Origin of the sequence: Paenarthrobacter sp. CM16 (assembly GCF_013179505.1) — a bacterium.
Classification (GTDB): Bacteria; Actinomycetota; Actinomycetes; order Actinomycetales; family Micrococcaceae; genus Arthrobacter.
In genome coordinates this window covers 1-21,836 of the sequence record NZ_JABMCX010000013.1, presented here as the reverse complement: position 1 = coordinate 21,836, position 21,836 = coordinate 1, and the positions used below count along the sequence as shown (strand labels likewise).

Sequence of the window (21,836 nt, the reverse complement as noted above, 5' to 3'; positions counted from 1 at the left end):
AATTGCTGCTGGCAACCATAGCGTTAAACGCATCCCACCGAAACTCTCCATCCGAGGACTACTTTTGGCACCCCCACCGCCTTCAGCGGCAAACGTCAGCCAGCCCGTCATCGATTCCCTCTCCGCGCCTCAGCCCGCGGACACCGTCACCCAGCCACTCGCCGTCGTGAGTGAAAAGCTGCCCTGGCGGCATACCTTCATCTCGTTGAAGGTCCCCAATTTCAGGATCTTCGCGATCGGCCACTTCATTGCCGTGATCGCCATCTGGATGCAACGCATCGCCCAGGACTGGATGGTGCTCCAGCTGTCCGGATCCGTCACCGCCGTCGGAATTACCGTGGCACTGCAATTCATGCCGTCGCTATTCCTTGGTCCCTGGGGCGGCATGATGGCCGACCGCTTCGCCAAGCGCAAGATCCTCATCATCTGCCAGTCCGCGGCGGCCGTGCTGGCCGCGGCGCTCGCGGTGCTTTCCCTGAGCGGTCTCGTCCAGGTCTGGCACGTGTACGTCATTGCCTTGGTTTTGGGCTTCGTTACTGTCCTGGACCAGCCTGCCCGGCAAGTGTTCGTCAATGAGCTGGTGGGCCCCAAATACTTGCGGAACGCCATCAGCGTCAACTCCACCACCTTTCAATTGGGTGGCCTGATCGGGCCCGCATTGGCCGGTGTGCTGCTCACCGCTGTCGGTGCCGGCTGGGCCTTTGCCGCCAACGCCGTGGCGTGCTGCTCCACCGTTGCGATGCTGCTGATCCTCCGCAAGGACCAGCTGCACCTCAGCCAGCCGACGCCCCGCAAGAAGGGAATGCTGCGCGAAGGCCTCAACTATGCGCTCAGCAAACCCACCATTTACTGGCCGTGGCTGATGGCCGGCTTCGTGGCAGTTTTCGCCATGAGCCTGCCCGTGCTGCTGGCCGCCTTTGCGGACCACGTGTACGACGCCGGTGCCGGAGGCTACGGCCTGCTCAACGCGATGGTTGCGCTCGGTGCACTGATCGGCGCGGTGGCTTCCACCCGCCGCCGTCAACTGCGGTTGCGATCGGTAGTGACGTCCGCCGGGTTGTATGGGCTGATGCTCTGCGTCTCTTCGCTCATGCCAACCATGGTGTGGTTCAGCGTCACCATGGTCCTCGCCGGATTCTGGTGCCTCATGTTCCTCACCGCGGCCAACCAAATGGTGCAGACCAGCTCCAACATGAGCATCCGTGGGCGCGTCATGAGCCTGTACCTGGTGGTGCTGATCGGCGGGCAGGCAATCGGTGGTCCCATGATGGGCTGGCTCGCTGAGCACTTTGGCCCGCATCTGGCGGTCCTGATCTCCGGTGGCGTGCCGGCCATCGCCGCCGCGGTAGTCGCCGTCGTACTGGCACGTAAGTCATCCCTGCACATCAAGGTGGACCTGCGCGACCGGCGGCGGGTGCTGAAGATCGTGCAGGAGCCGCAGACAGTTTAGAAAATGCAGGCCCCCCGGGGAACCAGGGGCGCCTGCATCTCAAAGGCTATTGCGGATTCAGGGGCTATTGCGGCTGAAGCCGGGCTACCGGCAAGTGCGGGAATTCCGCTGAGCGTCCCTGGAATTCCAAGACGTCCGGGTTGCGGATCACGCCGTCGCGGATTTCGATGGCGCGGGAGATGGTGTCGCTGGCATCCCACGCGTCCGGGCCCGCCACCACAGTGTCCAGGAATGGCAGCAGGGCTTCGCTGATTTCCCAGCTGGCCGAGTTCCAAAGGTAGGACGGGCTGTGGTCCACGGCGTAGTAGTTGACGTGGCCGCCCACGCGGAACATGGGGTCATCGAACGTGGTGGTGCGGGCCCAACTGAACCCCATCCCCTCGTCGCAGGAAACGTCCACAATCAAACTGTCGGCCCGGAAATCCGTCAGGTCCTCCGTGCGAAGGTACGTCAGCGGGGCATTGGGGTCCTGCAAAGTGCAATTGACCACGATGTCCGCCGCCGCCAGGAACGGTGCCAACGGTTTGCGGCCCTTGTCCGTGATGACTTCACTAAGGAACGGTGCCTCATTGTCGTGGTCGAACTGGACGATCCTTACTGAATGGATCGGTGACCCGACGGCGGCAACTCCACGGTTGGTCAGGACCTGGACGTCGTGGACACCGTGGGCATTCAAAGCCGTGACGGCACCGCGCGCGGTGGCACCAAAGCAATGACGACGGCGCTCAGCCGGCGGCCGTAGTCGCCCGTGGAACCCGTAAGCGCCAAGGCATGGAGCACGGAGCAATAGCCGGCGAGTTCGTTGTTCTTGTGGAACACGTGCAGGCCAAATCCACCGTCGGCCGCCCAGTGATTCATCGCCTCAAAGGCAATGAGCGTCAACTTCTTGTCAATCGCCAGCTGGGTGATGGCCCGGTCCTGGACGCAATGCGGCCAGCCCCACAGTGTTTGGCCGTCCCGGAGCTCGGCCAGATCCTGGGCCTGCGGCTTAGGCAGGAGGATGACATCGCTGGACGCAATCAACTCCTTGCGGGTACCGAGCCCACCCACCATCGATTCCAGCGTGCTGTCAGAGACGCCGAAGCGATCGCCATAGCCATGTTCAAACCAGAGCTGCTGGCGCACTTCCGCATCGATGCGCTCCAGATGCTGTGGATGGATGGGTAGGCGGCGCTCATGGGGCTTCAGCGAGGAGGCCAGGACCCCGACGCTCAGTGGGCCGGTCACTTCTTGTTGCCGGTCGAAGGTTTCGCAGCCTCCGTGGCGGAGGACTCGGAAGCCCGCTTATCCGCTCGTTTTTCCTTGATGGACTTACTGGATTTTTTCGATGCAGCTTGGCGCGGTGATTTGTCGCCCATGGTGGCTCCCTTAGAGCGGAGCCGAAATGGCTCCTGACTCCTGACCCTACACCTCGCAGGGAGGCGCAGTGGCCGTGGTCACTATGCCGGGAGGATTCCCAGCCCACGGGTGGTGTGGGCGTGCGGCCCGGGCGGGGTGGGCGTCGTCGTCGGGCATTCAGCTCCTGGAACCATTCAACCCTTGGACGCAAAGAAACCCCGGATCGTGGGATCCGGGGTTTTCCTTGAGCGGGCGACGGGAATCGAACCCGCGTATCGAGCTTGGGAAGCTAGCGCTCTACCATTGAGCTACGCCCGCGTTGCCCGGAAAAATCGCCCGGGCGAGTCCTAGCTTAGCGCAGTTGCGGGGCTGCCCATGACAAGCACGTCCGGTGCCTACTTGAACAGTTTCAGCCCGTTCCATCCGGACCCCACCTGGCGGTACGTGGTCCACTGGCTCCGACCCAGGCCGTAGTTGTAGAGGTTGCCGTCGGCGGTCTGTGCCGTGATGCCGCGGGTGCCCGCGCCGGTCAGCCCGAAGCTCGGGGCCAGGACCCGCATGTACTGCCAGCCCGTGCCTACGGTAGTGGCCGGCCCATAGAAGCCGGCCCAACCGTCGCCGCGGTAGTTGATGAGGGCGCCGGAGCCCGTCCTCGCCAGGATGTCGTTGGCGCCATCGCCTTCCCAATCGGCGATGGTCAGCTCCATGCCGTTCCAACCCTTGCCGATGATCTGGGGAGCACTCAGCGCACCACCAAAGGTGTTGGGGTAATAACGCAGTACGCCGTCAGGGAAGTAGCCGACGACGCCGGGCCGGCCATGCGCGTGCGTCCACTTACCCACGGTGATGGTCATGCGCTCCCAGCCGCCGTTGCCCACCACCACCTGATTGGCGAACCCGCCGCCCGGCAGGCCCCGATAAACCCCCAGGACGCCGTTGTTCCACTGCGCCAGGAGATCGTAGACGCCGTCAATGTCCCAGTCCACCACGAAGGCCTGCTTCAACCCGGTCCACCCGGAACCAATCTGGACGGCACCGGCGTAGCCGCCCGCCGCCGTCGCGGGGTATCGCAACAGACGGCCCGAAGAATCGGCAGCCACCAGGTCCGCGCCTGACTTGATGCTGGCCCCGGCAGCGGTGTTACCCGCAAAGTAGTGCTCCATCGTGGGGAACCCGCGCCGGTTCATGTCAGTGGCAAGGGCTACTCCCACATAACGCAGGTGCCAGGGCTCGTAGCTATACCCGGTGGTGCCCGTGTAGCCGTTGGGGTAACGGACAATGAAGCCGTATTTGTGGGCATTGGCAGCCACCCACTTGCCCGCCACAGTGTCACCGAAGCACGTGCTGAGCCCACAGCTGCCGGCAGCGTTGCCGATGTCCATGGCGAGGCCCGTCTGGTGCTCGCTGTACCCCGGACGGGCGGAGATAGTGTCCGCGTACGCCTGGCCGTAAGCATTGACGTAGCCCCAGTACACCTGGCTTTGGGTGGCGTAGGAACGGTAACCGCTCACGATCGACAAGCCGCCGGTACCGGCGTCCGCTGCGCCTTGGAACAGCCCGTTGAGCCATGCGGCAGCTTCCGCCCGCATGTACTGGCCGGAGCCACGCGCGTTAACAAGGTCCGACGGCGCGTAGCTCGCCGGATTCAGCGGCCGCGACTTGTTGACCAGGACCGAGAAGTTGGCCGGATCCCCGATGGCGTCCACACTCGGCAACGGGTTGACCGTTGTGGGGATTTTCGTGGTGGCCGCTGTTTTAGCGGTGGCATTCACCGTTGGTGCTGCCGCCGTGGCAGGCAACGCTGTGACAACTCCGCCGGCCACCGCCACAGCGAGGAAAACAGCGCACGCAGCCATCCGGCGTCGTGCCTTGATAACAAAAGATTGATGTCCCGGAACCCGCATAACGCCCCCAAATCGGTTTTAGCCAGCCTCGGGAACTCTACCCCGTGGTGCCATGCCCTGTCAGTCGTAACTTTATGAAGCGCCAGATAACCATTCGGTCAAGGCTCGACTCTTATGTGTGCCGGTGGAGCGTCCGCTGACTATTCTGAAGGTGTTAGCTGCAGCGTATGGGGAACCGGGCTACGACATTCGAACCGTACGCCGAAAGAGGTTTCCGTGGCATTTGCAGACTACGAAGTGGTGATCAGCAGGGACGCCATGACCGTCTACGGATTCCTCATGGACGGCATGAACAACTCCCTCTGGCGATCTGGAATCCGCAGCATCTCGCTGCGCTCCGGCATTCGCGGCCAAAAGGGCGCGCTCTACCAACAGACCATCAACGGCCCGGGCGGGCGTCCCATCGCGGCCGATTTCCAGATCACCGAGGCCCGGCCCGGAGCGGAAGTCCGGTTCGCCGTCGTCGCAGGACCCGCCCGTCCCACCGGCGGCTACTACCTCAGCACCGAAGGCCAAACCACGCGGCTCCGGTTCGCCCTTGAATACCACCCCAAGGGCCTGCAAAAGCTGATGAACGGCATGATCCAAAAAACCATGGAAAGCGAAGTTGCCCAGTTGGAGCAGCTCAAAACCGTGATGGAGTCGCGCTCCGTAGTGTGAGCGCTACCGTTGTTGGCCGCCCGGCTATTGGGCCAGCTTGAAGCCGCTCCACCCGCCACCCACAGCAACCGGCGTCGTCAGCCTTCCAGAGGTCAGGTCCCAGTACTCCAGTACCCCGTTGGTACCCAGTCCCGCGATGCCGGTGGTGTTCGCTCCCGTTACCCCCTTCAGGGAACGCAGACCTGAATAGTCCGTCCACGCCGCACCAACTATGGGCCTTGCTTCCTGCCTGGGCGTAGCCAATCCGGTGCCACGGTAAAGCCGCAAGGAGCCGTTGGGCTCAACGGTGAGAAGATCCTGGAAGCCATCAGCGTTGTAATCAACCATGCTGAGCCGGAGGGCCTTGTTTCCCGTGCCGATCGCTGCCTGGGAACGGATGTACGTCATCCCCGCGTTCTTGTACAACCAGAGACCGCCCGATGCGTCCATGGCCACGATCTGCGGCAGCCGGTTGTTGGCGCACCAGTTCCCCACGGCAATGTTCAACGACTGCCACCCATGGCCCAGAACTCCCGGGGAACCGAAGCCGCCCGTCTGCCTGCCCGGATACACCAGGAGTGCTCCGTCGGTGCGTTGGGAGATGAGGTCAAAGACGCCGTCCCGGTCCCAGTCACTGACGAACAGTTCCTTGAGGCCCGTGAAACCTATCCCGATCTTGCGGGCCGCGCCGTATTTCGCGTTTCCCAAGGAGGGGTAGGAATAGACGGTCCCGTCTTTTCCGATCGAGACCAGATCCGCTGCACTCCTGATGGAGGCGCTGCTGAGATTGAGCGTCGGGGGCTGGTATTTGTCGCCCGGCTGGCACGCTCCAATGGGATCTGCAGGAGGAGTGACCGTCCCTCCGGGTGCCGTGGTGGTTCCGGCCGGCAGCGAGGTGTAGCCGAAGAAATTCACCACACCCCACAGCGTGTAACGGTTTGGCGTGGTCTGCCAGTTACCGTCCGTGTACGTAATGCCGATGCCCATGACGTTGAACCGGGGATCCCGCAGCAGGGCATCGTGCCCCGGGGAACCCTTCCACCACTCCACCAGTTGCGCCGCATCGCGGTCCCAGCGGACGGCAATGACCTCACCCGCCCCGTTGTTCGGGTTGAGTGCACGCGGGTCGGTCCAGAAATTGGGGCGGTGCTGGATCACTTCCCGTGTTGCGATGTTGTTGGACCAGTCCTGGGCCAGGCTCGCCACGGTCGCGTGGTACTTCACCGGGGCCAAGCCCAGGGACGCGCGGTAGCTGTTGATCGCGTTGAACACCGTCAGGATTGCGGCAGTGTTGCTGTCCGGGAGGAGGGCCAGGGCGCCGTTGTCCGGATCTGTTTCATCGCTGGGGGCCTTGCCGGGGAAGGGGGTGGTGCTGGGTGTTGAGGTCTGGGGCGCATCCGGGGTTGGCGGCTGCGTCTGCGTGGCGCTGGGCTGTGGTGAGCCGCTGGGTGCCGGTGATTCGCTGGGTGCTGGTGATCCGCTGGGCGTTGGTGAGCCGCTGGGTGCCGGCGCCGCTGCAGCCGGTGCCGACGGCGAAGCCGTGGGGGTTGAAGTCTGAGTGGGGGAGGGAGTCGGCGCTGACGGGGTAGCTGATGGCGTTGGTGTTGCTGTTGCTGCCGGTGATGCGGATGCAGAGGCCGTAGGCAGCGGGCCCAGGGCTGGTGCTGTCGGCGTCGGAAGTGCTGAGGATGACGACTGCGACGGCGACGGCTCAGCGGGGCTGGAAACGGCCGGTTCGCTGGGGGCAGGGTTCCCGGTGCCTTCCGTCGATGGACCGTCCGGACCACCCGGACCCCACGAAGGTCCGATGTTCGGCACCGGGGGTGGCGTCTCGATGACCGGATCCAGGGCAATAGGCCTGGTCGGCACAACGGTGGGCGAACTGTCGTCGGCCGTGGGCACTGCGGCGGGGTCGGAGGCTTCCCCCACGGCAGGGACATCAGCGGAAGGTGCGGTCTCCGGCGTCGTAGTTGGTTCGGGTGCCGTCAGGCCTGACTCGACATTGGCGGACGGGGTGGCGCTGCCGACCGGACCCGCATCCGTAGCAGGCAGGATCTGGCTCGAAGCCGCCACACACAGGGCCAGTGCCCCGGCCAGCACAATGGAAGCCGGCACTGCCAGTTTTTTCACAATTACCCCGCGGATGCTCGTTGCCCCCAGGTACGGGCGCGGTTCTACATGTCCGGGAACTATAGTCCCACGGGGACGCCCGGACAATGCATGGGGACTTGGATGCATGGGGTATTTTTGATGCTGTGCTGATCTCTGACCGCGACATACGTGCCGAAATAGACTCCCAACGGATTGTTCTCGAGCCGTACGACCCCGCGATGGTGCAGCCGTCTTCCGTGGATGTCCGGATTGACCGGTTCTTCCGTCTGTTCGACAACCACAAATACGCCCACATCGACCCCGCCGAGGAACAGCCCGAGCTGACCCGGCTGGTGGAAGTTGAAGGCGACGAACCCTTCATCCTGCACCCTGGCGAGTTCGTCCTGGGCTCCACGTATGAAACAGTCAGCCTCGCCGACGACATCGCGGCGCGCCTCGAAGGCAAGTCGTCCTTGGGTCGGCTCGGACTGCTGACGCACTCCACGGCAGGCTTCATCGACCCCGGATTCTCGGGCCACGTGACATTGGAACTCTCCAACGTTGCCACTTTGCCCATCAAACTGTGGCCCGGCATGAAGATCGGACAGCTCTGCTTCTTCCGGCTGACGTCCTCCGCCGAGCACCCCTATGGCTCCGGCGAATACGGCAACCGATACCAAGGCCAGCGCGGTCCCACCGCCAGCCGCAGCCACCAGAACTTCCACCGGACGTCCATCTAGCCCTACCTCCCCGCCGAGGGGCTGGCTCTCGGCACTTTGGGTGGGTCTTCTTCCCCGCGAGGGGCTGGCTCTCGGCACTTTGGGTGGGTCTTTCGGTCGAGATCCCGCCCCTCGATGAGGCCCACCGGGCTCCACTAGTCCTCCACACTGTGGGTAACCTCACGGGGCGTCCTCGACCATGCCAACAATGGCTGATGAGGATTTCCGCACCGCTCCCCACTGAGTTCCTGGGTCGTTCCTTTACGCTTGCCGAGCAACGGGCGGCCGGCATCCCGGAACATCGTGCGTGGAACATCGATCTCCAGGTAGCCAGCAGGGGAATCCGGGTTCCTTGGGGTGAACAGCAGGACCTTGCCCATACAGCGAGACTCCTCACCGGGATCAGCGAAGGAGCCATTTGTTGTCGTGAAACGGCTGCCATGCTCTGGGGGTGCCCACTTCCTTGGGATGCCCAACAGGATTTCCTGGTTCATCTCACCAGGTCCGACGCTGCCTTTCGACCCCAACGCAGGGGAGTCAAGGGGCATCGGATGGTTTTGGCGCCCTCCGACGTCAGAACCCTGCAAGGGATTCCCATAACGAGCCCCGCCCGTACATGGCTGGACCTGGCCGCCGTGCTGCCCTTCGAGGACTTGGTGGCTGCCGCTGATCATTTCATCTGCAGGCAAACAAGAAGTTTTGGTCACAACCGGGTACCCCTTTGTTCCCTCGAGGATCTCAAGACGCAGGTTTATCGGCATGCCGGTATGCGTGGCATCCGCAAGGCCCGCGCCGCGTTGGAATTGACGCGGGTGGGGGCTGATTCCGTGCCTGAGACGAGCCTGCGTCTGGCCATCGGCAGGGAATTCTTACCCGAACCGGTGCTGAGCTACGTCGTACGCGATAGTTCAGGGCGCGAAGTGGCGTGGCCGGATCTCGCCTTTCCAATCTTCAAAGTGGCAATCAATTACGACGGCGGCCATCACCTTGGCGCCGCGCAGAAGGAATCCGACATCCGCCGGGAAGCCGCGCTCGCAGCAAACGGCTGGATCTCCGTTGTGGTCACGGTGGAGCAAGTTCGGGAGCTCGGCTATGACGGGGTTGCGCGTCAGATTCGGGAGTCATTGATCCGGGGTGGGTGGTCGCCGAGGGGTTAGCTTTCGGTGCTTTGGGTGGGGTTTATGGGGTGAGATGTCGCCCCTCGGCGGAGGGGGAGGGGTGAGTGGTCGCCGAGGGGTTAGCTTTCGGTGCTTTGGGTGGGGTTTATGGGTTGGGATGTCGCCCCTCGGCGGGGTCAGGCCGGGGCGCGTTCCGGGGTGCGGGGCGGGGCGCCGGGGGTTCGGCGGAGGGCCTTGACCACGGGTTCGATGAAGCGTGCAGCCAGCGGGCCCAGGATGGCCATGATGAGGACATAGGCCGTGGCGAGTGCGGCGAGTTCGTCGGGAACTGCCCCTGATGCGACGGCCAAACCGGCGATGACAATGGAGAACTCACCGCGGGCGATCAAAGCGGCCCCCGCACGGAAGCGCCCGGGCATGGCTATGCCGGCGCGTTTCGCGGCCCAGAATCCCGTGAGCATCTTGGTTGCTGCAGTCACGACCGCCAGGACAAGTGCCCAGCCGAGGACAGGCGGAATCGAGGAGGGATCGGTGTTGAGTCCAAACGCCACGAAGAAGATCGCCGCGAAAAGGTCCCGCAGCGGCTCGAGGATCCGCGTGGCATTGTGGGCTGTGGCTCCGGAGATGGCAATACCCAGCATGAACGCACCCACGGCTGCGGATACCTGCAATGCAGAAGCGATGCCGGCCACAAGAAGAGCCAGCCCCAGAACGTTGAGCAGGAACACCTCCGAATTCTCGCTGTGAACCGCCTGCGAGACCCGGTGTCCGTGCTTAAGCGCGATGACCAGTACCACTGTGACAACGGCGAGGGCAATGCCCACGGTCTGGAGGCCGCCAAGGAAACCAACGCCCGCGAGGATTGCCGTAAGGATTGGGAGGTAGATGGCCATGGCGAGGTCTTCGAAAACGAGAATGGAGAGGACCACCGGTGTTTCGCGGTTACCAATCCGGCCGAGATCGGTGATGACCTTGGCCGCGATGCCCGACGAAGAAATATAGGTAACACCGCCCATGACGATTGCGCCTACGAGACCCCAGCCCAAAAGAACGGCCAAGCCTGCACCGGGTAGGAAGTTGAAGACGAAGTCCATGACTCCGGCCTGCCAGGATCGTCGAAGACCCGTGACGAGCTCGGAGGCCGTATATTCCAACCCGAGCATAAGCAGCAGGAGAATGACGCCGATTTCACCCGACAGGTGGGCGAACTCGTGCATGCCGTCCAGTTTGACGAAGCCGCCCGCGCCGAACGCCAGTCCGCCCACGAGGTAGAGGGGGATAGGGGACATGCCGATTCGGCCCGCTAGTCGAGCCAAGAGGCCGAGGCAGAAGACGACGGCCCCCAGTTCAACGAGGGCTAGTGCGAGCGGGTCCATCCGGTTCAGCCGTTGCGAAGGATGCCGGCTGCCGAGTCAAGACCTTCCTGCGTGCCGACCGCTACGAGCAAATCTCCGGAATGGAGTACGACGTCGGGTGCCGGTGAGGGGACAACCTCGCCTTCGCGCATGATCGCCACGATGGATACGCCGCTTCGGGTGCGGATCTGCGCCTTGCCCATGGGCTGGTTCACGAAGGGGGAATCCGGGGTAATGGAGAACTGCCGGGTGACAATGCCTGGGATTTCCCGGTGATCTTCCGCCAAACGCATGGCGATGTGCTGCCCGCCCAGAAGGTTCCCCAGAGTTGAGGCTTCATCGGCGGTCAACGGAATGGACGCCTGGCAAGTATCGGGGTCGTCCCACGTGGAGACGAAAAGCTCTGTTTCGCCTTCACGCAGCTCCACCACACCGATACGACGGCCCGAGGCCGTGACGAAATCCTTGCGCACCCCAAGGCCCGGGAGTTCGGTCTCATCCACGTTCATAGCTCCACCCTAAACTGTCCTGAACCCGGCTGGTACGACCCCCGCACTCAACGGGTCCTTTGTAGTTAACGCTCTGGGACCACAGCTATTTCCACTTTCGCCGGTGGCTTGACCGGCAGGATCACCAGGAGGCCGGCCAGGAGAACCACCATGATTCCGAGGATGCCCCAACGCTGGGCTTCGCCCTCGGCAACCAGGGGAGAAGCGATGGCAATACAAAGAGTGAAGAGTGTGGGAGCGAGGAAGCTGACAGCCCGGCCTGTGGTGGCGTACAAGCCGAACAGCTCACCAGCCTCGCCTTCCGGCGCAAGCCTGGCAAGGTAGGCCCGTGAGGAGGACTGTGCCGGGCCTACGAAGAGGCAGAGCATCAGGCCGAAGATCCAGAAGGTGTTGCTTGCGGGCCAGTCATTACCGAAGAAGACGTAGTCGCCGTTGCCCAGCACCAGAATGAAGGTGCCCGCGACGAGGAGGCCCACGAGCGAGAGGACAATGACGCTTTTGGGGCCGATCCTGTCATCGAGGAAGCCGCCGATGATGGCGCCCACGGCGGCGACGACGTTGCCGAAGATGGCAAAGAAGATGACTTCCTTGAGTTCAAAACCGAACGTACCTGCTGCAATGACGCCACCGAAGGTGAAGACAGCAGCGAGCCCGTCACGGAAGATGGCGCTGGAGAGCAGGAAATAGATGGTGTGGGGACTGGTGCGGTAGATGGCCCCGACACGGCGGATCAGCAGCTTGTACGAGGCCAGGAAGCCCAAGGATGCGGTGGCCTTCTTCGCGGGAACTTCAGGGACCGCGAACATCACCGGCAGGGCGAAGATGAAGAACCACAGGGCCGAGAACACTGCCACCAGGCGGATGTTGAGGGAATCCTGCGTGGACGCGCCGAACCAGTCGAAGGACGGCTGGACGAACAACTGCAGCACCAGCAGAAGTGCCACGATTCCGCCCAGGTAGCCCATGGCCCAGCCAAAGCCGCTGACTTTGCCGATGTTCTTCGGTGTAGAGATCTGGGCCAGCATGGCGTTGTAGTTGACGCCGGCGAACTCAAAGAAGATGTTGCCCAGCGCGATGAGGCAAACACCCAGCAAGAGGAATTCCGGCCGGGGAAAGACAAAGAAACAAAGTGCAGTGAGCACTGCAGTGGCGGCAGTGTTGACTCCGAGCCAGAGCTTGCGGCGGCCCCCGGCATCAGAGCGCTGGCCGGTGACCGGAGCAAGCAGTGCGATGGCAAGGCCCGCGATGGCCAGGGCGGCCCCAAGCGCAGCGGAGCCTGCGTCCTCTCCGCCGAAAGCATTGGACGTGAGGTACACAGTGAAAACGAACGTGGTCATGAGCGCGTTGAAGGCAGCCGAACCCCAGTCCCAGGACGCCCAGGCGAGGATCTGGCCCTTCTTCGAGGAGACAGGTCCTGACGCCAGCTCGGACGTCGGGTGGGAGGCTTCGGGAACTGCGGCCGCGTTCATAGCTCGATGCTATAGCGGCGGGGAGAACGGCGGGCGGATGACAGACCGCTATGTGGAGAACAGGGATTGAAACGTAACCTCCGGGCCGCTTCCCTGGCGAAAAACTGTCCGCCCCCCTTGATAAACTTGGTAGACCGAACCCAACGTATGACCGCCTGCTCCAACTTTTGACAATTGCTTCCTGACTTTGCGGAGAAAACAGTGCTCACAGTTCTCGCCATCACCTTTGTAGCGGCAACTGTGGCGCCCTTGATCTTCAGCAAACTGGGCCGGAACGCGTTCTACGTCCTGGCAGCGGTCCCGGCCGGTGCTTTCATTTGGTTGCTCTTCCAATACGGACCCGTGTATTCCGGTGGCGGCATAGAAGAACTTCTTCCGTGGATCCCCACTTTGCAGTTGGAGCTGGCATTCCGCATGGATCCGTTGGCATGGATCATGTCCCTCTTGATCCTCGGCGTCGGCTCTCTGGTGCTGGTCTATTGCGCCCGCTACTTCAAGAACAAGGATGCCGACCTTGGCGGGTTTGGTGCCCAGTTGCTGGCCTTCGCCGGAGCCATGTTCGGCCTCGTGACCTCCGATGACCTCCTGATGTTGTTCATCTTCTGGGAACTCACCACCATCCTGTCCTACCTCCTCATCGGTTATGCGCGTACCCGCTTGGCGGCCCGCCGCTCAGCGCTGCAGGCTCTCATGGTCACCACCGCTGGCGGCCTCGCGATGCTCGTCGGGCTCATCATCCTGGGTCAGGCTGCGGGAACGTATCGCATCTCGGCGATCCTGGACCAAGCAGCACCGCTCATGACCGGGCCCATGGCAGGTGCGGTGGCTGCCGCCGTCGTACTGATCCTGGCCGGCGCCGTCACCAAATCGGCGCTGGTGCCCTTCCATTTCTGGCTGCCCGGCGCCATGGCGGCACCCACGCCTGTGAGCGCCTACCTGCACGCGGCAGCGATGGTCAAAGCGGGTATCTACATCGTGGCGCGCCTCGCTCCGGGGTTTTCGACATCGGAGTTTTGGCTGCCCGTGGTCCTGGGGCTGGGCTTGGCCACCATGCTCGTGGGTGGATACCGGGCGCTTCGCCAGACCGACATCAAACTCATCCTTGCCTACGGAACGGTCAGCCAGCTCGGCTTCCTCACCATGGTGGTGGGCCTGGGCCAGCCCGACGCCGCTCTGGCCGGACTCGGACTTCTGCTGGCACATGGCTTGTTCAAAGCGGCGCTCTTCCTGGTGGTGGGCATCATCGACCACCAGTCCGGAACGCGCGATATCCGCAAGCTCTCCGGCGTTTTCCGTTCCTCACGGGCACTGGGAGTGGTGGCAGCAATAGCCGCCGCGTCCATGGCGGGTGTGCCACCGCTGGCGGGCTTTGTTGCCAAGGAATCAGTGTTCGAAGCCTTCGTCCACTACGGCGCAGGCGATCATGCCCCCGCCTGGGGAATCTGGATCCTGGTGGGCTTGGTGATCGGATCGATACTCACATTCGCCTACAGCGCCCGGTTCATGTGGGGTGCATTTGCCATCAAGCCTGGCGTTGAACCCACGCCGTTCAAACCCATCAAGCCCGCTTTCCTGGCCGCTCCGGCGATCCTGAGCCTGCTCACCATTGTCTATGGCGTGTGGCCCGCTCCCGTTGACACCTGGATCCAGCCATATGCAGCATTGTTCGCTGATGCTCCGGACGCCGCCGACGCCGGGCACTTGGCTTTGTGGCACGGCCTCACCCCTGCGCTGGGGCTGACAGCGATCACGTTCGCCGCTGGTGCTGCCATGTTCTACGGGCGCAACCTCGTTGCCCGGGCACAAAGCCTGGTACCGGACTGGGTCGACGGCGACCGCGCCTACCAGCACACCATCGGCGCCTTGGACGACATCGCTGTCTGGGTCACGGGCCGCACGCAGCGTGGTTCGTTGTACTTCTACCTGACGGTGATCCTGACCGTGGCCTTCGCGGTACCACTGGCGGCCTTGATCGCGGCCAACAAGCCCTTGCCTGAAGGCATCTACTTCATCGATCCGAATTCTCCGCTGCAAATGGTTGCCGGCGCGGGAATCGTGGTGGGCGCCCTGGCTGCTGTCCGGGCCAACAAGCGCTTCCTTGCGGTGCTCATGGTGTCCGTGACGGGCTACGGAATTGCCCTAATGTTCGCCTTGCAAGGCGCTCCGGACCTTGCGCTGACGCAGATGTTGGTGGAAACGATCGTCCTGGTGGCGTTCGTGCTCGCCATGCGCAGCCTGCCTGCTGAACTCCGGGACAGGACCGGCGGCAGGCTCCGGGTGATCCGCGTGATCATCGGGGCGGCCTTCGGCATCACGATGATTTTCGTGGCCATCTACGCCATGGGTGCCCGCGTGGCCACACCGGTTTCCTTGGACTTCCCTCGGCTGGCCTACGAGGGCGGCGGTGGCCTGAACGTCGTCAACGTGACACTGGTGGACATCCGCGCCTGGGACACCTTCGGCGAGATCTCGGTGCTGGCCATTGCGGCCACGGGTGTTGCCAGCCTGATCTTCGTCCGGAGCCGCGGCGATCGCATCAAGACTTCGGAAGCCGTGCCGGAAGGCAGCGTGGGGCGCCGCACCGGCGTCGACCGTGACTCCCGCGATGGCGCCACGCTGGCCGTGGCCAAGAAGTTCACTGACGTAAGCCGTGACGCCTGGCTGGTGGCGGGACGAACACTGGCGCCGGAACGTCGCTCCATCATCTTCGAAGTAGTAACAAGGCTGATCTTCCACTCGATGATCGTCTTCTCCATCTACCTGCTCCTCGCCGGCCACAACCTGCCGGGCGGTGGCTTTGCCGGCGGCCTCACTGCAGGCCTCGCCCTGACCATCCGCTACCTGGCGGGCGGCCGATTCGAATTGAGTGAGGCAGCGACAGTCAGCGCGGGGACCCTTTTGGGGACGGGACTTGCGACGGCGGCGGCCTCGGGTCTGGTGCCGCTCTTCCTTGGCGGGCAAGTGTTCCAGAGCGCAATCATCGAGTTCTGGCTTCCGGTCTTCGGAGACATCAAGTTCGTTACCTCCACCATCTTCGATATCGGCGTGTACATCGTGGTGGTGGGCCTGGCTCTGGATGTCCTCCGCAGCCTGGGTGCCGAAATCGACGAACACTTTGAGGGCAAGGGCGCACCCCTCGCTGAGGAAGACGCCGCCGACCTCGCCGAAGAAGCCGCTGAATCCGCCGCATCCGGGAAAGGTTCCGCATGAGCATCAACCTGACCCTGCTGATCGTCATGGGCGTTTTGTACGCCTGCGGCATCTACTTGATCCTGGAGCGGAGCCTGACGCGTGTGCTGTTGGGCCTGATGTTGCTGGCCAATGCCACCAACATCCTGATCCTGGCCACCGGAGGCTACGCCGGCTTGGCGCCCCTGTTCACCAAGGACACCGACCCGGAAGCCTACAGCGATCCTTTGCCCCAAGCACTGATCCTGACCTCGATCGTCATTTCCTTCGCCGTGACGGCCTTCATGCTGGGCATCATCTACCGCACCTGGGTCCTGGCACGGCAAGACGAGATCCAGGACGACATTGAGGACCGTCGAGTGGCCGAGACGCCAAGCTTCGACGCCGAGGACGACGCCATTGTGCCGTTGGAAACCTCGGAGTTCGCCGTGACCCCGGCCAACAGTTCCGATCACACGCATCCCGAAGCCACCGAGACGCCCAAAAAGGCACCCCATCAGGAAGGAGGCAGCGCGTGAATCTCGCAAACCTGTCGCCGCTAGCTGTCCTCCTGCCGATTCTGGGTGCCGCACTTGCGTTCCTGTTGATCCGGCACCACACCGCCCAGCGCGTGGTCAGCATCGGCATCCTTAGCGCAACCTTGCTGCTCGAGTGCCTCCTGTTGATTTCCGTGTGGGACGGCGGCACAACATCAGTTACTTTGGGAGGCTGGCTGCCGCCATGGGGCGTGGTTCTGGTAGTGGACCAGTTCTCCTCGCTGATGCTGGTTGTCTCCACCGTAGTGAGCCTCGCGGTGTTGATCTACGCTACTGGCCAGGGCATGGCCGACGGCGACCAGGAAGCACCCGTCTCGATCTTCCACCCCACGTACCTGATCCTGGTGGCGGGCGTGTCCAACGCCTTCCTTACCGGCGATCTCTTCAACCTTTACGTGGGCTTTGAGATCCTGCTGACGGCAAGCTATGTGCTCATGACCCTGGGCGGTACCGGGCCTCGCATCCGTGCAGGCGTCACTTATGTGGTGGTCTCAGTGGTCTCCTCGGTGCTGTTCCTCGTTGCCATCGCCATGATCTACGGTGCCACCGGGACCATCACGATGGCGGACCTGGCCATCAAGTTGGCGGAATTGGACCAAGGCACGCAAAACCTCCTGCACGTCATGCTCCTGGTGGCTTTCGGCATCAAGGCCGCTGTGTTCCCCTTGTCCTTCTGGCTTCCTGACTCCTATCCCACAGCGCCGGCACCGGTCACGGCAGTGTTCGCCGGGTTGCTGACCAAGGTGGGTGTCTACGCCATGGTCCGCACCGAGACGCTGCTGTTCCCCGGGGACACGCTGAACGTTCCGCTCATGGTGGTGGCGTTGCTGACCATGGTGGTGGGCATATTGGGTGCCCTGGCGCAGAGCGACATTAAACGTCTCTTGTCGTTTACCCTGGTGAGCCACATCGGGTACATGGTGTTCGGCCTGGCCATGAGTTCCGTGGCTGGCTTGGGCGCCGCAGTCTTCTACGTGGCGCACCACATTACTGTCCAGACCAGCCTGTTCCTGGTCACAGGCCTCATAGAACGCAGGGGCGGCAGCTCGTCCATTGACAGGTTGGGAGGCTTGGCCAAGCTCTCCCCGTTGCTGGCCCTGCTGTTCTTCATTCCAGCCATGAACCTGGCGGGCATCCCGCCATTCTCAGGTTTCCTTGGAAAGCTCGGCCTCCTGCAAGCAGGTGTGGAACTGGGGACGCCCTTGGCCATCACATTGGTGGTAGGCGGGGTGGTGACCAGCCTTCTGACACTCCTGGCAATTGCCCGTGTCTGGAACAGGGCCTTCTGGCGCAAGCCCGAAGACGCCGAGTATCCGGACCCCGTGCTCATGACCCCCGGGAACGTGGGCGTCCTGCCGCGCACCATGGTGGGCTCGACGGCGGGACTGGTGGTTTTCGGTGTTGCGCTGACGGTCTTCGCGGGTCCACTCTTCCAGGTGGCCGACGGTTCCGCGGGGATCATGCTGGACCGTTCGGCCTATATCCACTCGGTCCTGGGCGATTCTGTCGAAGTGCCACCGCTTGCCCAGCCCGAGGAAGCGCAGACGGGTGATGCCAAATGAGCCGTAAGCCCATCTCATTCCGCACCGAGCTCCCACTGCTCATCTGGCTGGTCATTGTCTGGGGTGCCCTGTGGCGGGACTTCAGTCCGGGGAACCTGCTTTTCGGTGCCCTGATCGCAGTCCTGGTAGCCAAGTTGTTCTATCTTCCGCCGGTGGAGCTCAGCGGCAGGTTCAACATCCTTCGCGCCATTCCTTTCGCGCTGATGTTCCTGGGCAAAGTGGTGGCAGCGAGCTTCCTGGTGTTGTTCCTGGCTGTAGTCAAGGGACCCAAGGTGCGCAGCGCCGTCGTCGCCGTTCCCCTGCGGAGCCACTCGGACCTGATGGTGACGGCCACGGGCCACGTGATCTCCTTGATCCCGGGCTCACTGGTGGTGGAAGTGGACCGTTCAACGTCCACCCTGTACTTGCACGCCCTCAATATTTATGAAGAAGCGGATATCCAAAAAATCCGTGAGGAAACGCGCGTCATCGAGGCGCGATTGATCCGGATCATGGGCACTCGGGAAGAGGTCGCGGCCTTGGACTCCGAACAGCGTCCGGGAATGGAAGGGGCAACGCTATGAAGGAATTTGTTCTCGTCGCCACAGCTGTGATCCTCAGCTTGGCCGCGGCAGGGGCTATTGTCCGCATCGCGATCGGCCCGTCGTTGCTGGACAGGGTTCTGGCATCGGATGTCCTGTTGGCCATCCTGGGCGCTGCCCTGGCAATCGACATGGCAATGAACAGGCACCTCAACAACCTCATGTTGCTGGTGGCCCTCGCGGTGATCGGGTTCATTGGATCAGTGACTGTTGCACGGTTCGTCGCGGAACGGAGGGAGCAGAGCAATGAGTCCTGACGCAACCGGCGTGGATGCCGTGATCGATGCCGTCACCGCTGTGTTCCTGGTGGTTGGTGCGCTGATGTCCCTGGGTGCTGCCATCGGTTTGCTGCGCTTCCCGGACCTCATGAGCCGCATGCACGCAGCCACCAAGCCGCAGGTTCTGGGACTGTTCCTCATGCTTGCCGCGATCGGCCTCCAGATGCGGACGTGGTGGGTGTGGCCTGTCCTTCTGGTGGCATGGATCTTCCAACTGCTGACCGCGCCGGTGTCCGCCCACATGGTGGGCCGCTCCGCCTACCGCACCAAGCACGGCCACCGCGAGATGCTCACGAAGGATGAACTCGAGGCCGTTGTGCAGCGGGCAGCTGCGGGGCAAGAGCCCACGGAACGTTAGAACGACGCGGGGTCACCTCCGGCCCTGAATCCCCTGGGGATGGGCAGGAAGTGACCCCGCATTGCTTCTGTTGGTGCCTAGACGATGTCGTGGGTCTTGGCGAAGCGTGCAATGGCGCGCTGAGTGCCCCTGCTCGCCAGGACTTGGATGAGCGTGCTGACGAAGGCCGAGATCAGGGCGAAAGTCAGTGCGGAACGCAAGCTCGTCTCCATGTCGTCATTGCCCAGGGGCGGCTTGTTGCCAGTGGCCTTTTCCCACCCTTTGTTGACGAGTTTTGTACCGACGAAGCCTGCTCCGAGGCTCACTCCGGTGCCCAGCAGCTTGAAGAAGAGGTTCATGCCCCCAGCCTAGCTGGCCGTGGGCCCACCCAAGCGCTAGCGGCGGCTTTCCCGCTCCTTCAGAAACGCAGCCAGCGAACCCACCGGTGCCAGTACCGGAACAACCGCGTGTTCTGCGGACCACACAGCGTCAACGGTTTCAAACTCCGCAATTTCTTTGAGCAGGTAATACGTGGGCGGCATGAGCTTCAAGGTCCCGGCTGCTTCGGAGTCCAGGATCTGATCCACGGGCATCCACAACGACTGCCACGCCTCCGTGGTTTGATGCCGGGGGGCAGCTTCCGGGGCCGGTTTGGCAACATAAAAATAGGTGTCAAAGCGCTTCGGCATGTCCGTGGGCGTGATCCAGTTGGCCCAAGGGCGAAGATCCGTGGCGCTGATGCTCAGTCCGGACTCCTCTTGGACTTCACGGATTGCGGCAGTGAGGACCGTGCCGGCACGGGTGGGCGCCTGTGAATCGTCGGTGCCGATTGAGCTTGAATGCCAGGCTGCGGCGTGGCGTTCAAGCAGGTCCGCTGGGTAGTCCCAGCCTGACTCGTCCGCAGCATCCACCCGGCCTCCCGGGAAGACCACCATTCCGGCCGCGAAATCCATGGTGCTCACCCTGTGCTGGACGAACGCTTGGAGACCACCGGGCGCATCGCGGAGCAGGATGACGCTGGCAGCGAGCCGGGGTTCGGATACATCAGTGGGAAGGGGGAGGTCTTGCTGGGGAAGGTCAGTCATGGAGGTGCCCCTTTGCCGCGGTGGATTCTGCTGGTTCATTCTCTCAGGTCGGGTTGTGGGGCCTGGTGTGCGTGGCACGACCGGCGCGAGGGGCGCAGAGCGGGCCCCGCAATGTACGGGGTGTTGTTGTGGGGCCTGGTGTGCGTGCTAATTCCCGGGGGTGGGGCGCAGAGCGGGCCTCGCAACGTAGGGGTGTTGTTGTGGGGCCTGGTGTGCGTGCTAATTCCCGGGGGTGGGGCGCAGAGCGGGCCCCGCAATGTACGGGGTGTTGTTGTGAGGCCTGGTGTGCGTGCTAAATCCCGGGAGTGGGGCGCAGAGCGGGCCTCGCAACGTAGGGGGTGTTGTTGTGGGGCCTGGTGTGCGTGGCACTACCGGCGCGTAGGGCGCAGAGCGGGCCTCGCAACGGGCACGGGCAGAGCCGATTGTGACCGCATTCCGGCAGGGGGCCAGCGCCGGCAACACGCGCAGGTGTAAACTGAACCAGCCCATCAGGGCAGATTTGATAACGACAGGGGAGCGCCGCCGTCGTTCCTTGCAGAGATGCAGGTGACGCGAGGGCGCTGAGAGTGCGGACAGCCGCAGACCCTCGAACCTGATCCGGTTAGTACCGGCGCAAGGGAGTCGAGCTTCTCAGAGTGTCCGGAAACGGGCGGCGCAAGCCGATCCCGGGATCCGGGGAGCACTTTCCCCTCCTGTAACCTCAGGAGGCAGAAAATGACCACGGTAAACGTGAAGAAGCCCAGTTATAACTGGCGTGTTGTAGACATTGTTGTGGCGGCCTTGATCGCCATTGCCGGCGGCGTGATCTTCTGGGCCTGGTCCCAGGGCGCTGCTTTGGTTTCCATCCCCATGAACGCGACATATCCGCCCCTGACAGGCTTGATCGCCGGTGGTTGGATGATCCCCGCAGTGCTGGGCATGCTCATTATCCGCAAGCCGGGGGCAGCGCTCTTCTGTGAAGCTGTTGCGGCTACGGGGGAGCTCATCATGGGTTCGCAGTACGGCACCACCGTACTCATCTCCGGCGTTCTGCAGGGTCTGGGTGCCGAGCTCATCTTTGCCGCTTTCCGGTACAAGAAGTTCAACCTGCCGGCTGCCCTCCTTGCCGGCGCCGGTGCGGGCCTCTTCTGCGGCCTCAACGACTCCTTCCTGCCTTGGGGCTGGAACATTGCCTACGAGGCCGTCGACAAACTGGCCTACATCACCTTCACCACGATTTCCGGTGCAATAATCGCCGGCGCACTGTCCTGGATCGCCACCCGCGGCCTGGCAAAGACCGGCGTGCTGAGCTCCTTCGCATCGCGCAAGGCCGCTTCGGAGCCAGTCTTCAGCTGATGTCCGCCACGCAAAGCGGCACGGTGAGGCCTGCCGCCATCTCAGCCGAGGGCTGGGGTTGGCGGCATGCCGGCCGGGCCCAAGCCGCCGTTCAAAGCCTCGATCTCCGGATTGAACCGGGAGAGCGCGTGCTGTTACTGGGGCCTTCGGGTGCCGGCAAGTCCACGCTCCTGCATGCCCTTGCCGGCGTGCTGGGCGACGAGGAAGACGACTCTGACGAGACCGGCTCCCTGCTGATCGACGGTGTTGTGCCCCGCGAGCAACGTGGGCGCGCAGGGCTGATGCAGCAGGACCCCGAGACTCAAGTGGTGCTGTCCCGGTTGGGTGACGACGTCGCTTTC

19 protein-coding genes, 1 tRNA gene, 1 pseudogene and 1 riboswitch are annotated in these 21,836 nt (G+C 63.2%); of the genes and pseudogenes, 12 read left to right on the top strand and 9 right to left on the bottom strand.

All coding sequences use genetic code 11. The annotated features are described in order from the left end of the window. Positions 1–64: 64 nt before the first annotated feature. The gene (locus HP499_RS02070; protein ID WP_172322302.1) at positions 65–1,450 is read left to right on the top strand and encodes an MFS transporter; all 1,386 of its coding nucleotides are present in this window, start codon (positions 65–67) and stop codon (positions 1,448–1,450) included. Between the two features lie 64 nt (positions 1,451–1,514). Here the strand turns inward: HP499_RS02070 and HP499_RS02065 are convergent. The 3 genes and pseudogenes from HP499_RS02065 to HP499_RS02055 form a co-directional block, all read right to left on the bottom strand. Continuing rightward, positions 1,515–2,677: pseudogene (locus tag HP499_RS02065) on the bottom strand (N(5)-(carboxyethyl)ornithine synthase). A gap of 358 nt (positions 2,678–3,035) precedes the next feature. Further along, a tRNA-Gly gene (locus tag HP499_RS02060) sits at positions 3,036–3,106 on the bottom strand. Between the two features lie 77 nt (positions 3,107–3,183). Continuing rightward, positions 3,184–4,644 carry a D-alanyl-D-alanine carboxypeptidase family protein gene (locus HP499_RS02055; RefSeq protein WP_172322301.1) on the bottom strand — a complete coding sequence of 487 codons (1,461 nt, stop codon included), beginning with the start codon at positions 4,642–4,644 and terminating at the stop codon, positions 3,184–3,186. A gap of 264 nt (positions 4,645–4,908) precedes the next feature. Between HP499_RS02055 and HP499_RS02050 the strand changes: the two genes are divergently transcribed. Continuing rightward, complete coding sequence (locus HP499_RS02050) at positions 4,909–5,352, top strand: hypothetical protein (protein ID WP_172322300.1); 444 nt, start codon at positions 4,909–4,911, stop codon at positions 5,350–5,352. Between the two features lie 24 nt (positions 5,353–5,376). On the opposite strand, the gene HP499_RS24980 is transcribed toward HP499_RS02050, so the two are convergent. Beyond that, positions 5,377–7,446, bottom strand: coding sequence for a CAP domain-containing protein (locus HP499_RS24980; protein ID WP_309138324.1), 2,070 nt, complete (start codon positions 7,444–7,446; stop codon positions 5,377–5,379). A 140-nt stretch (positions 7,447–7,586) separates the two neighbouring features. Between HP499_RS24980 and dcd the strand changes: the two genes are divergently transcribed. Both dcd and HP499_RS02035 read left to right on the top strand, forming a co-directional pair. Continuing rightward, positions 7,587–8,162 (top strand): dCTP deaminase, encoded by a 576-nt coding sequence (gene dcd / locus HP499_RS02040; protein WP_011776299.1) that lies wholly within the window; start codon positions 7,587–7,589, stop codon positions 8,160–8,162. 194 nt (positions 8,163–8,356) lie between these two features. Further along, entirely contained in the window at positions 8,357–9,298 is a 942-nt protein-coding gene (locus HP499_RS02035; protein ID WP_172322299.1) for a hypothetical protein, read from the top strand. Between the two features lie 137 nt (positions 9,299–9,435). On the opposite strand, the gene HP499_RS02030 is transcribed toward HP499_RS02035, so the two are convergent. From HP499_RS02030 to HP499_RS02020, 3 genes are all read right to left on the bottom strand, one after another. Continuing rightward, complete coding sequence (locus HP499_RS02030; RefSeq protein WP_172322298.1) at positions 9,436–10,635, bottom strand: cation:proton antiporter; 1,200 nt, start codon at positions 10,633–10,635, stop codon at positions 9,436–9,438. Between the two features lie 5 nt (positions 10,636–10,640). Next, positions 10,641–11,123: a cation:proton antiporter regulatory subunit gene (locus tag HP499_RS02025; protein ID WP_172322297.1), complete on the bottom strand. Its 483-nt coding sequence runs from the start codon at positions 11,121–11,123 to the stop codon at positions 10,641–10,643. Between the two features lie 65 nt (positions 11,124–11,188). Further along, complete coding sequence (locus tag HP499_RS02020) at positions 11,189–12,592, bottom strand: MFS transporter (protein WP_172322296.1); 1,404 nt, start codon at positions 12,590–12,592, stop codon at positions 11,189–11,191. Positions 12,593–12,793: 201 nt separating this feature from the next. Here HP499_RS02020 and HP499_RS02015 point away from each other — a divergent pair, with 201 nt between their 5' ends. Genes HP499_RS02015 through mnhG form a run of 6 tightly spaced genes read left to right on the top strand, consistent with a single transcriptional unit; the run spans position 12,794 to position 19,096 of the window. After that, positions 12,794–15,802: a Na+/H+ antiporter subunit A gene (locus HP499_RS02015; RefSeq protein ID WP_172322295.1), complete on the top strand. Its 3,009-nt coding sequence runs from the start codon at positions 12,794–12,796 to the stop codon at positions 15,800–15,802. After that, the gene (locus HP499_RS02010; protein ID WP_172322294.1) at positions 15,799–16,299 is read left to right on the top strand and encodes a Na(+)/H(+) antiporter subunit C; all 501 of its coding nucleotides are present in this window, start codon (positions 15,799–15,801) and stop codon (positions 16,297–16,299) included. Before HP499_RS02015 ends, HP499_RS02010 begins: the two co-directional genes overlap by 4 nt. Beyond that, positions 16,296–17,879, top strand: coding sequence for a Na+/H+ antiporter subunit D (locus HP499_RS02005; protein ID WP_172322293.1), 1,584 nt, complete (start codon positions 16,296–16,298; stop codon positions 17,877–17,879). Before HP499_RS02010 ends, HP499_RS02005 begins: the two co-directional genes overlap by 4 nt. Then, positions 17,876–18,442 carry a Na+/H+ antiporter subunit E gene (locus HP499_RS02000; protein ID WP_172322292.1) on the top strand — a complete coding sequence of 189 codons (567 nt, stop codon included), beginning with the start codon at positions 17,876–17,878 and terminating at the stop codon, positions 18,440–18,442. The genes HP499_RS02005 and HP499_RS02000 overlap by 4 nt, the downstream gene beginning before the upstream one ends. Further along, positions 18,439–18,717: a monovalent cation/H+ antiporter complex subunit F gene (locus tag HP499_RS01995; RefSeq protein ID WP_172322291.1), complete on the top strand. Its 279-nt coding sequence runs from the start codon at positions 18,439–18,441 to the stop codon at positions 18,715–18,717. Before HP499_RS02000 ends, HP499_RS01995 begins: the two co-directional genes overlap by 4 nt. Beyond that, positions 18,707–19,096: a monovalent cation/H(+) antiporter subunit G gene (gene mnhG / locus HP499_RS01990; protein WP_172322290.1), complete on the top strand. Its 390-nt coding sequence runs from the start codon at positions 18,707–18,709 to the stop codon at positions 19,094–19,096. Before HP499_RS01995 ends, mnhG begins: the two co-directional genes overlap by 11 nt. A 77-nt stretch (positions 19,097–19,173) precedes the next feature. Here the strand turns inward: mnhG and HP499_RS01985 are convergent, their stop codons facing one another. Beyond that, the gene (locus tag HP499_RS01985) at positions 19,174–19,434 is read right to left on the bottom strand and encodes a DUF4235 domain-containing protein (protein ID WP_172322289.1); all 261 of its coding nucleotides are present in this window, start codon (positions 19,432–19,434) and stop codon (positions 19,174–19,176) included. A gap of 36 nt (positions 19,435–19,470) precedes the next feature. Further along, positions 19,471–20,160, bottom strand: a complete 690-nt coding sequence (locus HP499_RS01980; protein WP_172322288.1) for an NUDIX domain-containing protein — start codon at positions 20,158–20,160, stop codon at positions 19,471–19,473. A 500-nt stretch (positions 20,161–20,660) separates the two neighbouring features. After that, positions 20,661–20,797, top strand: a riboswitch (TPP riboswitch). 77 nt (positions 20,798–20,874) lie between these two features. Here HP499_RS01980 and HP499_RS01975 point away from each other — a divergent pair. Together HP499_RS01975 and HP499_RS01970 are read left to right on the top strand one after the other, a co-directional pair. After that, a complete protein-coding gene (locus HP499_RS01975) occupies positions 20,875–21,495 on the top strand; it encodes an ECF transporter S component (RefSeq protein WP_172322287.1) in 621 nt (206 codons plus the stop codon). Then, a partial coding sequence (locus HP499_RS01970) for an ATP-binding cassette domain-containing protein (protein ID WP_172322286.1) occupies positions 21,495–21,836 on the top strand: 342 nt, incomplete at its 3' end. The genes HP499_RS01975 and HP499_RS01970, both read left to right, overlap by 1 nt.